This window comes from Paenibacillus sp. 01T442 (assembly GCF_056398345.1).
Genome location: NZ_JBFTPF010000005.1, coordinates 94298 through 110766, shown reverse-complemented (window position 1 = coordinate 110766; position 16469 = coordinate 94298). Strand labels below are relative to the sequence as shown.

Sequence of the window (16469 nt, the reverse complement as noted above, 5' to 3'; positions counted from 1 at the left end):
ATCGCTATGCTTTTGCTTCCCACAATATTGGGGTATTCACTAATGGAGCTGCGGAGCATCGTATCGTAAAATGCGTAGTTGTCATGTCCGAAATCCAAACATACCCCATATTGCCGAGAGGAGTCGGGGAGACGTATGCCGGCAATTCGCCAAGGCCGTGCGCGACGATGACGGAATCCGTCAATCCGCTTATCGTAGCCGTTCCGTGCTTGATTTGGCCAATATATCCGAACGGGGACCATACGCCAGGGGTGCCGCCTGAGACACAGACATGGCCAATGGGCTTCCCTTTTCCAATGTCTTTACTCCAAATAATGGACATCGGTGTATAAGTTCCTACCGTTGGAACCGTAGTACCGTAACGTTGGAGAGCTCCCGCCAGCGTAAAGTCGCTGCTAATTTTCCCCGCTCCGCTCGCCGTCACCACCGTCTCGTATGTAATCTTCTCCACGGCGTTCKGGCAATCGTAGCTGTTGTTCATAATGTACACGTTGCCTGTCGGATTGCTTCTAAATCGGATCGCGCATAAGCTTGAGCCCGTTTTGATCGAATTGCTGCTAATAATGCCCGATCCGTTGCTGATCCCGATTTGGCCGTTCGTATCTTCGAACGTGTTCCCTGTAAATACGAAAGAATCGATTAACTTAATAGAGTTGGACGCTGCATCGGAAGTTGTAAATCCGCCTTGGATAAAGCGATTGCCGGACACCGTACAATTACTGGCCTGTAGGAGAACCTTGCAATCGCTTACCATATTGCCGGAGACGGCGGCATTCGAAGCCGCTATGCCCGGGTAATGCGAAACTGCATGCATAACCCCTCTGACATGATTTCCTGTGATGGACACCTTTTCCACGACAGCCTGGTTAGTGAGAAACTGTATGCCCTCCCCGTCCGATACGTTCTCGACCGTGTTCCCCGTAATCGAGCTTTCCCCTCCCGGATTATGAGTAGGATTGTTGCCGGTGGAATTGTCCATCCGGATCCCGGCGGTTCTGACATTCTTAATCACATTCCCGGAAATGGTAAAATTCGTAATGCTGGCGAGCGCGATACCGTATCGCAGGTTTTTAAGTGTATTGCCGCTAATGACCATATTATGGAGGTTGCTTGCAGCAGTTCCCGACACTTCATCATTGGAATTGATCCCGCCGCCGATTGAATTGGAGAGACCGAACGTACTCACGCCGTCGTACAGGAAGTTGCCGACGACTTCGCCATTATACATGCCCTCCGGGCTGCCGGCGTGTTTGAGCAAAATACCGTCGCCGTTATGGTCATGGATCCGGTTGTTGGCTACGCGCCAATTCCAGCTCCCTCCAATCCTTATTCCTTCTTCGCCCAAATAATAAACGTCATTGCCTTCTACCGTGAAATTGTTGCAGTGAGTGATATTCATAGCGTCCGTACGATAAGACACATCCAAAGATGACAGTTTGAATTTGCTCGAATCCCGGACATTTAGCCCATGTGCTTGCTTGGAAAACAACTTCGTCGTTTTCGAGCTGGATATTTTCAGGTTTTCCACGAAGAATTCGGTGCAATTAAGGAAAGTAAGTACCGTAACGGTATCTGACGTGTTGTCTAGAAAAAGTTCCGCTTTCGTACCAAGTAAGCTCACTTTTTGTCCTGTTAGTGTAAACCCGTCCGTGATCCGGTATTTCCCATTGGGGAAATAGACGACGCCTCCGCCCGGAAAAGAGGATGAAACGTATGCTATCGTTCCGCGGATCGCCTCCGTATCGTCGGTCGTTCCGTCTCCCTTCGCGCCGAACCACCGGACATCGATCGTATCGTCCACCATCAACCGTTTGAACCGGGTACCGGACGCCGCTACGACAATCGTTCCCGTATTGTCAGCCGACGTGGTGTCGGCCAAATCGACACGAAAATGACCCTCTTTTCCTTCATCCCGTACAAAATAGAGAAACTCTGGGTCGGGACTGGTATTGGCCCGGATTTCGGCAATCGTAGTCGACACAACCAGATCCGCCGCTTTTAGGATCGGCACCTTCCCCTTGCCGTTAAGATCTCCATACACGGATTCGGTAACCGATCCTCCCTCTTTCCCGAAGACAGTTGACGACACTTGKAGCATGCTGCCCGCTGCTATCGCTGCGCCAGCCATGCCAAAGGCAGTCAACAGTTTTCTACGGCTTACTTTGACGTCCGTCTCCCCCGGCTGATCCTGGTCCAAACTTTTTTGTGCGTCCTGCTCCATCTTTTCATTTGGCATATTGATTCCTCCTTCATAATTGGGATAAACAAGGAATTTCGCTCACAACTTTGCATCATCCATTCTGCATGATAGTCCTTCCATTCCCCCTTTCGGCAAATTCACTGCGGCCGAACCTTCTACCCTTTGATCGACCCGATCATGACGCCTTTGACGAAATATTTTTGTAAAAACGGGTAGACGACTAACATCGGAACCACCATAGCTATGACGCCTGCCGATTGTATCGACTGTGGAGTGACGGACTCCATCATGTCATCGCTCAAACGTCCTTCCGTAACCTGTTGGGCCAACTGGTTGTTCATGATCATTTGCTGCACCAACACAGTCAAATTATGCTTTTCGGAGGAGTTGATATAAATCATGACGCTAAAAAACGAATTCCAATGGCCGACGGCGGAGAACAAGATGAGCGTGGCTATCACAGGCATCGACAGAGGCAGCATGATTTGCATAATCAAGCGGGTTTCACTGCATCCATCGATCCGCGCTGCGTCCTCCAGCTCGCCCGGAATATTCTCGAAAAAGGTTTTCAGGACAAGCAAATGGTACACCCCGACAAGACCGGGTATCCATAAAGCGCCGTATGTGTTCACCAGTCCCAAGCTCTTGACCAGCAGATAGCTTGGAATGAGTCCGGCGGAGAATAACATAGTGAAGAGAATCATTAAGGTTAAAGGTTTCCGGTAGTAAAAATAAGTGCGTGATAGCGGGTAAGCCGCAAGAATGGTGAATACCAAATTCAGTATCGTTCCGACGACGGTAATCTCGACGCTATTTTTAAACGCATGCACGATTCTCGTTCCCTCGATTAGTAGCTTATACGAATCCAGGGTGAAACCGACCGGCCACAACCCGACAAATCCGGAGAGGACGGCATGCTCCGAGCTTAAGGAGAGCGATAGGATATGGATAATCGGCAGGATACAGCTGATACCGAATATACCGAGCAGCACATAGTTAAAGCCATAAAAGATTTTTTCGCCGAATGTAGGCTTCATGTCGATTCTCCTTTTACCAGAGTCCCTGGTCGAATTTACGGGCAATTTTGTTCGTGACTAGCACAAGAACCAGCCCGACTGAAGAGGTGAAAAATCCTAGAGCTGTCGTTAAACTGAATTGGCCGCGCCCGAGACCGACTTCATAACTCCACACGCTGATGACATTAGAAATATCGCTAACCATCGGATTTTTGAGCACATATATTTGATCGAATCCGACATCCATCACATTCTCCATCGAGAGGATCAGCATAAGAATAATGACCGGCGTAATGCCCGGCAGCGTAATATGCCAGATTTGTCTCAACTTATTGGCACCGTCCATACTCGACGATTCGTACAAGCTCGGATCGATATTGGCGAGCGCCGCCAAATAGATGATTGCCCCGAATCCAACTCCCCTCCAAATCCCCGAACCGAGATAAATGCTGAGCCAGGACGACTTATTATACAGAAACTGTATCTTTTCCCAGCCCAATGCACTAATTAGTTTATTGATAATCCCCTGTTCCTGAGCGAAGATCAGGACGATGAACGAGCCAACGATGACCCAGTTCAAAAAATGCGGCAAATAAACGAGTGTCTGGATGACACGCTTATAGAACATGCGCCTGATTTCGTTCAGCAGGATCGCCAAAATAATCGGAAAGGGAAACGAGACCACGATGGTCAGCACGCTTATAAAAAACGTGTTCTTGATAATGGTAAGCATCATCGGACTGTTAAATAGTAGCCGGAAGTTGTCCAAGCCCGTCCAAGGGCTGTGAAGAATACCGTCCGCTAAGTTGTAGTTCTTGAAGGCAATAATCAGTCCCCCCATCGGGATGTATTTGAAAGTGATGAAGTAAACCAAAATCGGTGCAAACATGATCATAAGGGGGACGTTCATGTTGAAGCGTCGTCGCCTTCGGAGTCTTTCCTCCTTTGTACGAACCGCAGCAGCTTGCTGATATATTGCTTTTTTTGTTTCCATGTGAGGCTTCATCTGCTTTTCTCCTTATCCGCAAATTATGAAAGTTTTTCTAGCTCTAATTCAAACGGAACGCGGGAGGAAATGCCATACACAAGTTTCTCTTCGGTATACGATTATCCAGTTACAGCACTGCTTGGGCGAAATTGTATATAGCCGATTTTCGCATATAAGAAGTTGACCTTCTTTAAAATGTGAATGTGGGGGACGTGACAAACCAGCCCTGAAATCTTTTCACGGAAAATAGCATGCTTAATCAATGAATGATTTCACTGATTAAGCATGCTTTCCCAATTACCGCTCACTATTATTTTTTCAAATATTGCCCAGGAGTCGTACCGACCTTTTTCTTAAACGTATTGAAGAAATAATTGTAAAAGCCGCATAAACGGGCAATTTCTTTAATATCGAATTGACTCAATTTTTCATCAAACATGATCCTGCTCTTTCCGTACGGCACGGTAGGACACAGCAAAGAAGATAGATGTATCAACGGATTGATTCATCTATCTTCTTTATTTAGTCTCAAACATATACCCAAATTTGTTTCATTTATCGACCAAATCAGTCTCACTTATAACCGTTACTCACAATTTTGAATTCTCATCCCTACCGATACGCCCGCATCGCTTTGCGCAGCTCCGTAAGCGTAGGCCGCTTGCCGTACATCAGCACGCCAGTACGGTAAATCTTCGCCGCAAGCCAAGCCATCGCGCCGATCGACGCCAACTGAATCGCAATCGAGATCGCGATTTGCCAGAATGGCGGCGTACTCATCCCAATCCGCAGGAACATGATGAGCGGTGAGAAGAAAGGCACGAAGGACATCGTGACTACGAAGCCCGCATTCGGCTGATTCAGCCCGAAGATCGCAATCATGAAGGCCGCTACAATGACGAGGGTAACTGGCATAATCGCTTGCCCCACATCCTCTGTTCGACTCACAATCGAACCTACAGCTGCGAAAACCGTGGCATAGATGAAGAAGCCGAGCAAATAAAAGATCAAAAAGTACACGATGAGCGATAGCTGCAAATCATGCCAACTTAAATGCAGATCAGCGATCATAGAAGAGCTGCCACTCAAGCTTAGATTAACGGCTCCGACCGCAATCAACAGCCCAATTTGCGTTAACGCAAGCAAGCAAATCCCAATAATTTTGCCAAACATCTGCTTAAGCGGTGAGACACTTGTTATAAGCAATTCCATGACACGCGTGCTCTTCTCCGCTGTAATTTCTGTAGCTACCAAGTTTCCGAAGCCAATTACGCCCATATATAAGAGGAATAACATAACATACACGAGCGCATAGGAAATCGCAATTTGCGACTCCGTTTTACCTGCCGCTGCTTGATCTGATGTTGAAATTTGCACGGTCTCCAGGGATACTGGCGTTTGAAGATCCGTTTTTACGGCATCTGACAGACCCGCACCTTGCAAGACGATATCCGTTTTGATGAGGTGAAGCGTCGTTTGGAGCTTATTCTTCAATGAAAACTCCATAGTACCTTTGGATTTATAGATCATCTTAGGAAATCCGCCTTGCTTCGCATCGGCAATCTCCAAGAAGCCTTTAATCTTTTTATCCGCGATTTGCTGCTTCCCGTAGGCTTCATTCGCTGCTGTGCTGCCTCCATCCGGCAGTGGCACAATGAGAATATCAGGTTTTGATTGATTATTGTAAAAGGCGGTCAGTTTGCCAGCTACGCTAGTTTGACCTGTACCGAAAACGCCAATTTTGGTAGGTTCATCTGAAGATAATTGACTGATAATGGCGGGAAGATGAAACAGGACAGATAAGACAATCATCAATATCAGCGTCATAATGCGGAAGGATTTCATGCGAAAACGCGTCATATAGGTAAATTTGATCACCGTTAAAATCCTATTCATGGCTGTTCCCCACCTTTTGGATAAATATTTCATTCAGGGTTGGCTCCATGATTTGAAACCGCTGAACAGATGACCGTTCCATAGCAAATTGAAGAATGCTCTGTGCTGCTTCTGGATGCGCGATACGAAGCTCGTATCCGTTATGTCCTTTGTTCACCGAGGTCACGCCTGGAAGTTCCTCCAACCCAATTAAGCTCGTCTCTGTCTCGAGAATGACTCTCTCCTTCGGAAAGCTCGCCTTAATATCCTTCAGACTGCCTTGAAGAATGGTGTTCGAGCGATGCAAGATGCAGATATTCTCACAGAGCTCCTCCACATGATCCATCCGATGGCTGGAAAATAAAATCGTTTTCCCCTCGTCGCGCAGGCTTTTCACCGTTTTCTTCAGTAGTTCTACATTCACTGGATCGAGTCCACTGAAAGCTTCATCCAGAATGAGGATATCGGGATTGTGAATAACCGCGGCAATAAATTGAATCTTCTGCTGGTTCCCTTTGGACAACTCCTCAACCTTACGGTTGTAATAATCCGGAACTTCGAACCGTTCCAACCACATCTTCAAACTGCGATCTGCTTCACTACGTTTCATTCCCCGAAGCTCCGCTAAGTAAACGATTTGCTCACTTATTTTCACTTTGGGATACAGGCCACGCTCTTCAGGCAAATAGCCCATTAGGCTTCGTAGTTCTTCCCGATACCCCTGCCCGTTCCACCGAATATTTCCTTCATCTGGATATATAAGTCCGAGTACCATTCGCATTGTTGTCGTTTTGCCGGCCCCATTGGCGCCTAACAAGCCATAAATTTCTCCCTGCTTCACTTGCAGTTCGATGCGATTCACGGCGGTTTTATCCCCGTACTGCTTCGATACGTCTTGTACAATCAAAGGGTATGTCATCACTTGAGCCTGCCTTCCCTCACGAAATTGCTTACGTACACTATTTTACATGAAAATGGAAAAACAATGAATTTTTCTTCACATGAACAAAAAAAAGAGAAGCCCTCAACGCTTCTCATACCGATTTAACGCTAACTTCTGGATCTCAATCGCTCGATTAATTTTGGACGCTTTCATCTTACTAACGTAGCTATCGAACGCATCAAGCGGCTCGACACCGAGAATAATCTTCAGAGACATCTCATCGACGAGTGTCATCACATCCATCATAATCGAAGAAAATTCAGCACTCTCAAGCTCCGTCTTCGGAATTTGCGGTAACGTGTACGATTCAACTTGCGTATCCGCCCAGATGCCAATAGCTTTCCTTTGCTCTGGCAAGGTATAATATTGCTCCCCATACCGAGCATCCTGCACAAACGGCCCAAAATAGCTTGCTCTCGTATACATCGACAAAGCTTGCGAAGGTGCCAGCTTGTCTGGATTCCGCAGGATCCAATCCGTATAGGTCGGATAGCCGTCTTTCAGCGTGTAGCTCGTTCCTTCAATCCCGAAATTAAAGAGCATATGACCTTCGTCGCTATAGCCGTAATCCAGCAGCTTGGCAGCCTCTGACGCATGTTTACTAATACTTGAAATAGCTACTCCACCGGTACCGACATAAGCGTAGCTCTTCTGCCCGAATTTAGGCTTCTCCCCTTTATGCAAGACGGGGTAAGGGGCTGCAGCAAACAAAGCGGATTTGTTTTTCTCCTCGACAATCGGCTGCCATTTCCCAATACCTGCCCCCGCATTCCAAATCGTTGCTCCGCTTCGCCCCGTTACCATATTGGAGTCCATCGTTTTAGTATCCACGGAAGCGATATTCTTATCAATTAATCCTTCCTCATACCACCCTCGGAACGTAGCTAAGAAATCTCGGTAGCCTTTCTCCATCGGACCATACTTAACCTCACCATGATCTTGATAGAAGCCTTTGCGAATCCCATAAGCGCCTACAAAAGCACCGCCCTCAATCCCGAACAGCGGATTCGGCACGCCTAGAAATGTCAACGGAGCAGCAATTCCCTTTTTCTCTTTGAACGCCTTGAGCACCGTATGCCATTCCTCTATCGTGGTTGGGATCTCTAACCCGAGCTCGTTAAGCAAATCCTGACGGATGATGGGCCCTTGATAAGTACGAAGCTTATCGTCACCACGGATAAAAGGGAAAACGTAATAGCTGCCGTCATCGGTTCGAATTTGCTTGTCGATTTCGGGATGTTCCTTTAAGTACTGCTTCAGATTAGGCGCATACTTATCAATGACCTCGTTCAGTCTCAAAATATAACCATCTTTGATCGCCTTTTCAGGCCCGCCAGGGAAGCTGTCCCACTCGTACTCCATCATATCAGGCAAGTCGCCAGAGGCTAATAGGACATTCATCGCTTCCTTAGCCTGATTGGCTGACGGCTGTATGAAGGAAAGCTGAACACCAGTTCGCTTCTGCCATTCTTGAAAAAAAGGAATATCCTTGAATTTCGCTTTCACACTCGCGGCATTCCCATTCAACTCTGACCAATAGCTCATTTTCGTTGCTGCTGGCTGAGACTGCTCCTTATCCTTAATCGTAGCTGTAGGCTGCCCTGACGGTGTCGTAAGCGTCGTTGGGCTCTCAGAAGAGCATGCCGTCAGCCCAAGGGTGATTATACCTAGAAGTAATAGCAACTTACTGCCAGCTCGTCTGCTCATTCTGTTCCCCTCCCCGCATCTGATCGTTCGATCCTCATCAGTTCATTTCCTTATATTTCCCAGGTGTTATTCCCTCGTATTTCTTGAAAACACGAATAAATGTCGCTACTTCATTATAACCAACTAACCGCGCGATCTCCGAGATTGAATCTTGTTTATAGCTGATCATCTTCTTCGCTTGTTGAATGCGGTATTTCGTGATGTAGTCGAGTAAACCCTCACCTGTCTGATCCTTGAATAATTTAGATACGTAGCTGCCTCTTAATGCAAAGTTTTCACCAATCGTATTCACATTCAGATTAGCATCTTGATATTGTTCCTCGATGAATTGCATTACTTTCGCGATTAGTTCACGCAATGTTTCCGTGCGTTCCTTCGTCTGGTTCGCTTCTATCTTGGAAGCGGCAAACGCACATACCTCTCTAAGCAACAGCTGCAGCTCTTGCTGCATTTCTAGAATGGTGTCGCAGGCAATGATTGAATCCATCCATAACGGGTTATCCCCTAACCAAGGCTGCGTAGTCCCGTCTCCTAGCTCATTCATCGCTTTCACCATCGTGCCGACAAGATTGAAGATGAGACATCTGGCCAAAGTAAGCGACACCAGCGGCTTATCGAAATTAAGCTCCATGATTTCGTTCATGCTAGCCGAGGCTTGCTCAATATCTCCAGTTTTGATGAGATTAATAATTTGCTGCTCCACTTGGAGCGGATAATAGTAACCCAGCTGCAGCTTATCAGCCGTATCGATTCGGATCTCATCGTAGGTGATGATCTCTCTCTTCCCTCTAACCATCTTATATTCCATCGCGTCCAAAGCTTCACTATAAGCCTCGGCAACGCCAACTAAAGAAGTGTGAACACCGCTGATGGAGATCGTTAAATCCATATGGAACCGCGTCAAGAACCGCTGTGCCTCAGCGGCAATCCAATCCAGATCAAGCTTCCGCTCTGCCGCATCCGTTTCTGCAAAGTTCACCAAACAAACCATCATATCATCGATTTCAGCCACATACCCCGCATGCTGGCGATGACCGACGAGCTCTTCAACAACATTCGTGATAATGAACTGCATCAATTTTCTGCGTTCACTGATGTCCATACCTGGCAAATTCTTAGATATACTATCGGAATTCTCAACCGCAAACAGAATTACAGCGAAATGATTCGAAATCAAATCCATATGAAAGGTTTTGAACGCTTCCTCGTACGAAACGAGCGACTCAATTCTCCCTTTCAACAGTCGATTTAACATATTTGAACGAAGCACGTGATGGTGAGATTGCAGCTGCATCGCGATTTGATCCTTCTCATTCCGCGTATGCGAGATCACTTTCTGAATGAAATGCAGTTCATTTCCATCAGCACGTTCTTCGAAGGCATTTTTATCCGAAATCGATTGAACCAAACGTTGGATCGGTGAGTAGTTACGGCGCAGAAAGAACCAAGTTAGCACCGCTGCACCAAATAAACTGATCAGTATGCTGATGTAAGTAAACTTGCGGACATACTCCGCTTTTTCCCAATAAATGCTACTTGGAATGATCAGAACATATTTCAAATCAGAAACAGCCGATTGAATATAGAAAAGCTCTGATTCTCCATCCTGCGAAGGTTTATACGTCACCGTATCCTCATCCTGCAATTGCTCCAAAATGAGATTCTTATTCATCGTCACAGGGACATTGGAGAGTAGAACTTGATTGTCATGATTAAGGATGACGATTTGCCCACCGCTAAACCCTGAAATGCTTTCGATTGCCTTCTCGAACCGTTCCCTATCCGCCATCACAACGACAGTACCTGTCTGCTTACCATTCAGATCTTTGGGCAAGTGTGTGATGTACGCGATGGAGGAGGCAGACGGACCTGCATCTACACGCGGAAGGATAAGAAATTGGTTATTCGTAGCTTGGTGGATCGTATCCAGCCATTGCTCGTATCGGAGGGTACCCGTATTGTGAATCGTATCAAACGCTGTGTGCAAATCTCGCATATTTCCTGGACGGAGAATCGAAGCCTCCTGATCCCAAGTCACATAGAATTCGTCGATCGTCGCATATGAGGTTTGGTACATCCGAAACTCTTTCACGAGCTGAAAAGCCAGATATTGATCATCATTGGTTCGTACATTGGTGTACATCAGACTTTGAAGCTTAGCATTCCAAGTAATTTCCATATTCAGCCGTTTCATCAAATCGAACTGCGTATCGATCGTGTAACGGACTTGTTTCAGCAATGAATCATTCGCACGGTGAATTTCACTTTTTAATGCATGACTAGATTGCGAGTAAATGAGGATGCTCATCAGCATAGGCACGAATAATACGGCACTATACGATAACAACCATGTAAATACAATACTTTTTCTTTTGGGCCAAAAAAATCGAAGCTTCACATGGATCTCCTCCCACTGCGCACCTTGAAAATTCCTCTGAAGGGATTGTCTCCTTCACACTATTATACCTCTGTTCGCAAGGGGAGGAATGTCCAAAATGACAAATCCAATTGATAAAAACGCTACTAGATCTCTATTTCCATGGTCTATCCCTTCAGGGAACCTACCATTACCCCTTTGACAAAGAAACGTTGTACAAATGGATAGACACATAGTATTGGCAATGTCGCCACGACGATCGTCGCATATTTGATGGTTTCCCCGATCTGGAAACGATCGCCCGCATCGGCTCCGACGGACATGCCATCTGTTGAATTGGATATTAAAATTTCCCTGAGAACGAGTTGCAACGGGAAGAGGTCTCGATTTTTAATAAAGATCGAAGCATAGAACCAACCATTCCATTTATCAACGGCATAGTACAGAATCATGACGGCAATGACGGGCATGGACAACGGGATGATGATTCGGAACAAAATCGTAAAGTGATTAGCCCCATCGATTTTGGCCGACTCCTCTAAGCTGTCTGGTATCGCCATAAATGCTGTTCGCATAATAATCAAATTAAATGTGGAGATGGAGAAGGGAATAATCGTCGCCCATAGGGTGTCGAGCAAGCCTACATTTTTGACGATCAAATAGAGCGGGATTAATCCACCATGAAAGAACATTGTGATTACGATAATGATCATAAATGCCTTATTCCAGATCACATTTTTACGAGAGAGCACGTATGCGCCTAACGCTGTCATCAGGAGATTGACAATAACACCAGCGACCACAATAAACATAGTGTTTCGGTAACCAATGAGAATTCCGKGGTTCTTCATAACCCCTTTATAGGCTTCCCAACTAAAGCCAAGTGATTTATATAAAATGCCTTTGTGCGCAACTAATTCACTCGCATTACTGAACGAAGCAAATAGAACGTAAAGCAAAGGGTACAACGTAACCACAACAAGTAGGGTCAAAATCAAATGTATAGCAACATCGAATAGTCTTTCTACGAAACTTGGTCCTTTTCTCATCAACATCACCTCACCATAAGCTGCTTTCATTTACTTTACGACTAATGTAATTCGCTGTAATGAGCAGGATTAGATTGATAACAGAATTAAATAAGCCAACAGCTGAGCTGTAGCTCCATCCGAACTCAAGCAACCCTTTGCGATAGACGAAAGAGGAAATAACGTCCGCCGTTTCATAACTGACCGGATTATAGAGCAGAATGATTTTCTCAAAGCCCACGTTCAACAAATTACCCATACGTAAAATAAACATAATCGCAATCGTCGGCATGATACCCGGCAATGTGATATACATCATCTGTTTCCAGCGACTTGCGCCATCCATGCGTGCAGCTTCATACTGTTCCGTATCAATGCTCATTAACGCCGCAATATAAATAATAGATTCCCATCCAATTCGTTGCCAAATCTCGGATAAAATGTAGATCGGTCGGAACAACTCTGCTTTCTGCAGCATCGCTTGCCCATCATATCCGAAAGACATCGCGATATTGTTAATGACACCATCCGCATTCGTAAAGTCCGTAATAATCCCGCAAATAACGACTAGCGATATGAAATAAGGCATATACGTAATCGTTTGTGCGACTCGCTTAAAAGTCTTACTTCGCACCTCATTAATCAAAAGCGCCAAAATAATCGGAGCAGGAAACTCAAATATTAAGGAGTACAAGCTGATAACCAGCGTATTTTTCAGTATGCGCCAAAAGTAAAAAGAGCTGAAAAAATCATGAAAATGCTTAAAACCTACCCAATCACTTCCTAGAATTCCCTTCATAGGTGAATACTCTTTGAAGGCAATTAAGGCTCCATACATCGGTGCATAATGGAAAATCAAGTAATATGCGAGCACGGGTACCATCATGAGGTACAAGTACTTGTTGGCTATAAAATCACGGATATATCGATTGGTCCCCGTTCGTTGCTTCGTGAGCGTTACGCTTTCCAGTGGCTGTGTATTCGCCATCTCCATCCTCACCCTCTCACCAGTTTACTTGTAAAGGAGGGAGATCTTAGATCCCCCCACCTCTTCCTGCTTAACGAAACTTATCGCTTGTTATAGCGATCAAGTGCTGCTTGTTGAATCTCGATAGCGCGGCTTAAATTCAAGGACTTCATTTTATCCACATACTTCTCAAAGCCATCTACAGGCTCGTTGCCCAAAATGATTTTCAGCGTCATTTCATCCACCAACGTATTCATATCGCCCATGATTTTCGCGTATTCGGAGCTTTCTTCCGGAGTAGGCGTAAGCGGCGGCAAGCTGTATTTGGCTGTATCGGTTTTCTTCCACACATTGATAGCATCGCGTTGGGTCGGCAGTACAAAGAATTGCTCTGCATAACGCTTGTCTTGGATAAATGGACCGTTGTAGCTGCCGCGAATGTACATGGACATCGCTTGTGCAGGAGCTAGCTTATCTGGATTTTTCATCAGTAAGTCCGTATATTTCGGATAGCCATCCACCATCGAGTAGCTGACACCTTCTGTTCCGAAGTTGAAGAACATGTGACCAGCTTCACTGTAACCATAATCCAGCATCCTAACTGCTAATTCTGGATTCTTGGACTTCGCCGTTACCGCGACAATGCCTCCAGAGGAATACGGGTTATCCTTTTGACCAAATTTCGGCGTATCGCCTTTCTTAAGTACCGGATATGGCGCTGCTACCAGCTGTGCTTTAGGATCTTTGGCTTGGATTAGTGGCTGCCATTTGCCGATTCCGCCGCCTGCGTTACCAATACTTGCCCCTGTCGCTCCCGTTGCAAAGCTGCCATCCAAGGCTTTCGTATCCACCGTAGCGATGTTCTTATCTAGCAAGCCATCTTGAAACCATTGGTGGAACGTCTTCAAGTACTCTTTGAAGCCGCTTTCCGACGGTCCGAATTTGATTTTCCCATTCTCCAAATAGAATCCACGATTCACGCCAAATGCGCCTAAGAATGCACCATTGTACGATTCATTGAAAAATCTTGGTTTGCTGATAAAGGATAATGGCGCGGCTGCACCTTTCTTTTCTTTAAAAGCTTTCAAAGTCGTTGTCCAGTCATCAATCGTTTCAGGTACAGGAAGTCCTAACTCATCCAACCAGTCTTTACGAATCATCGGGCCTTGAAAAACCTGTAGATACTCATCTCCACGAATGAAAGGGAACGCATAGTAGCTGCCGTTATCCGTTTTCACCATCTTGTCGACGTCTGGATGCTCTTTGAGATATTTCTTCAGGTTGGGCGCGTATTTATCAATCAGATCATTCAATTTCAAAATGTAACCATCTTTAATGGCTTTCTCAGGTCCACCTGGGAAATCACTCAAGAAGTTGTATTCGATCATATCTGGCAAATCGCCGGATGCAAGCATCACGTTTAGCGCTTCTTTGGCTTGTCCTGTCGGAGGCGCTAAGAATTTAAGCGGAACTCCCGTTTTTTTCTGCCACTCTTGGAAAAAGGGGACATCGGCATGTGTTGTTTTCACACCTGTTAAGTTCCCATTCAACTCACCCCAGTAGGTCAGTGTTTTATCCGTTGTCATCGGATATGTAGTCGCTGTTGTTGTTGCTGGTGATTGTGACTCACTCGTTGTCGTCGTTGTTTCCGTTTTCGAGGAACAGGCAATCGCTGTCCCCATCATCATGACAATCATGGTTGAAGCTAAAATTTTCTTCATTCATTGACCCTCCACTACATGTTATGGTGAGATGCATCTCTTCCTTAAGCGTAGGGGATTCCATCGGATTAACCTATGAGCAATATGAAGAATGACATGGTCATTTCGTCATGTCGAATTGTTGATTTCCGCAATCCAATGGACGAAATCACAAAATCAGCCCTCTTATAGACAAAAAAATAGCACGGAATGATGATATTTCACATCATTCCGCGCTATATGTAACCTTTTACAAACCGAAAATGGCATCAATAACTGGCTTCGTTGTTCCGCCTGGATACAAGACATACAACAAGACATAAACCATAACGCCTGTTGGCGCTGTTAGCAGCCATACAATCGCCGCAACTTTACCGATTTTCTTATGTTTGAGGAATTTCTTTTTGTAAGCGAACCATAGTGTAACGAGGCCAAGAACGCCTCCGATAGTAGCCAAAGTAATATGGAAGAACAAGAACAAATGATAAGGCAACTTTAAGCTCTCCGGCCCGCCGAACGCCGTGTTTCCTTCAAATAAGGTACGGGACATGTAGATAATGAAAAAGGCTAAAGCGAAAATCGCGCCTAGAACCATCAGCTTTTCATGCGTATCCCGGTTTCCTTTGACGATATGATACCATCCGAATCCAACAAAAATGGCACTAATCACAATAAACATCGTAGAAATCGTGGGTAATATGTGCATCTTTCTAATCCTCTCTCTAAGCGCGATTCCAGTTCCCGCCTTGATTATTCAAGCTATCTTGTGATGGAATAGGATCCAATTCATCCTCATCCTTGCGCTCTCGGCGATACCAGCGGAAGAAAATATAAGCTAATGTAGCACCATAGATAATCTCTTGCAAGATCTTCATGATGACACCACCGAGCTGTTGATCATCGAGCGGTGACAAATGAGCAAAAGGAACAGTGACGTTGTTATACATATCGTAGATAATTGAATCCGCAAAAATGATAAGCGCACATGCGGGTGTCAACAACACACCATTTCCGAAAATATACGCCATCTTCTTCAAATCGTTCAAGCGATTCATCTCAGGAAGCGGACAAAATACTGGAAACCACATAATAAAGGCCGTCACTAAGAGCAACGTATGATAAGCAAGAAGCGGTACATCATTCTTCATCAAGTAATCCATAATAAACGGCATATGGTAGATGGAGAATAGCATATTGAACATGAACAATGCGATCAGAGGCCGAGTAAAGAAGGAAAATAGACCGCGAAATACGGTATTTTTCATGCAAGAACGAACTAACCAAGCCGGTGTTCCTAGCCAAATGAAGATCGGTACAATCAAGTAAAGAATCGTTTGTTGCAGCATGTGTATACTGAACAAGTAATGATGCCCTATGTAGTTTATTGGACTTCCTTGCCCAATATAGAATAAGACTAACCCCGCGTAGAAGAGTAGCTGCTGTGAGATCGAAATTGGCTCTGATTTCGCAGCGCTCCCATTTCCCTTCACGACAAAGCGACCATAACTATATCCGATTACAATGACGATCAACAATAAAACAGGATTCCACAAATCAAAAAATCCACCAATCTGACTCATACCTGCATCTTTCTCCTTTCAAGCTGACTATATCCGAATAACTCCCTTTAAACAAAGAGGAGGCACTTTGTCTAGACAAAGTTGCCTC

At 45.4% G+C, this 16469-nt stretch carries 13 protein-coding genes; all 13 read right to left on the bottom strand.

The genetic code is table 11. The features are described 5' to 3' along the window. Positions 1–4: 4 nt before the first annotated feature. Positions 5–2236, bottom strand: coding sequence for a right-handed parallel beta-helix repeat-containing protein (locus tag AC1DLM_RS07050; RefSeq protein WP_477569527.1), 2232 nt, complete (start codon positions 2234–2236; stop codon positions 5–7). 119 nt (positions 2237–2355) lie between these two features. Continuing rightward, complete coding sequence (locus AC1DLM_RS07045) at positions 2356–3237, bottom strand: carbohydrate ABC transporter permease (protein ID WP_441988238.1); 882 nt, start codon at positions 3235–3237, stop codon at positions 2356–2358. A 13-nt stretch (positions 3238–3250) separates the two neighbouring features. Further along, positions 3251–4222, bottom strand: a complete 972-nt coding sequence (locus AC1DLM_RS07040) for an ABC transporter permease (protein WP_441988237.1) — start codon at positions 4220–4222, stop codon at positions 3251–3253. 292 nt (positions 4223–4514) lie between these two features. Beyond that, complete coding sequence (locus tag AC1DLM_RS07035; RefSeq protein WP_477569526.1) at positions 4515–4643, bottom strand: helix-turn-helix domain-containing protein; 129 nt, start codon at positions 4641–4643, stop codon at positions 4515–4517. Between the two features lie 173 nt (positions 4644–4816). After that, positions 4817–6100 (bottom strand): ABC transporter permease, encoded by a 1284-nt coding sequence (locus AC1DLM_RS07030; RefSeq protein WP_477569525.1) that lies wholly within the window; start codon positions 6098–6100, stop codon positions 4817–4819. After that, positions 6093–6998 carry an ABC transporter ATP-binding protein gene (locus AC1DLM_RS07025; protein ID WP_477569524.1) on the bottom strand — a complete coding sequence of 302 codons (906 nt, stop codon included), beginning with the start codon at positions 6996–6998 and terminating at the stop codon, positions 6093–6095. The genes AC1DLM_RS07030 and AC1DLM_RS07025 overlap by 8 nt, the downstream gene beginning before the upstream one ends. Before the next feature lie 105 nt (positions 6999–7103). After that, a complete protein-coding gene (locus AC1DLM_RS07020) occupies positions 7104–8729 on the bottom strand; it encodes an extracellular solute-binding protein (protein WP_477569523.1) in 1626 nt (541 codons plus the stop codon). A gap of 37 nt (positions 8730–8766) precedes the next feature. Continuing rightward, positions 8767–11127: a helix-turn-helix domain-containing protein gene (locus tag AC1DLM_RS07015; RefSeq protein WP_477569522.1), complete on the bottom strand. Its 2361-nt coding sequence runs from the start codon at positions 11125–11127 to the stop codon at positions 8767–8769. 146 nt (positions 11128–11273) lie between these two features. Continuing rightward, positions 11274–12155: a carbohydrate ABC transporter permease gene (locus AC1DLM_RS07010; protein ID WP_477569521.1), complete on the bottom strand. Its 882-nt coding sequence runs from the start codon at positions 12153–12155 to the stop codon at positions 11274–11276. Between the two features lie 10 nt (positions 12156–12165). Then, a complete protein-coding gene (locus tag AC1DLM_RS07005; RefSeq protein WP_477569520.1) occupies positions 12166–13122 on the bottom strand; it encodes an ABC transporter permease in 957 nt (318 codons plus the stop codon). An 80-nt stretch (positions 13123–13202) separates the two neighbouring features. Further along, a complete protein-coding gene (locus AC1DLM_RS07000) occupies positions 13203–14822 on the bottom strand; it encodes an extracellular solute-binding protein (RefSeq protein WP_441988230.1) in 1620 nt (539 codons plus the stop codon). A 229-nt stretch (positions 14823–15051) separates the two neighbouring features. Further along, entirely contained in the window at positions 15052–15507 is a 456-nt protein-coding gene (locus tag AC1DLM_RS06995; protein ID WP_171632365.1) for a DUF420 domain-containing protein, read from the bottom strand. A gap of 16 nt (positions 15508–15523) precedes the next feature. Beyond that, on the bottom strand, positions 15524–16381 hold the full coding sequence (locus AC1DLM_RS06990; RefSeq protein WP_441988229.1) for a cytochrome c oxidase assembly protein: 858 nt from the start codon (positions 16379–16381) through the stop codon (positions 15524–15526). Positions 16382–16469: the final 88 nt, after the last annotated feature.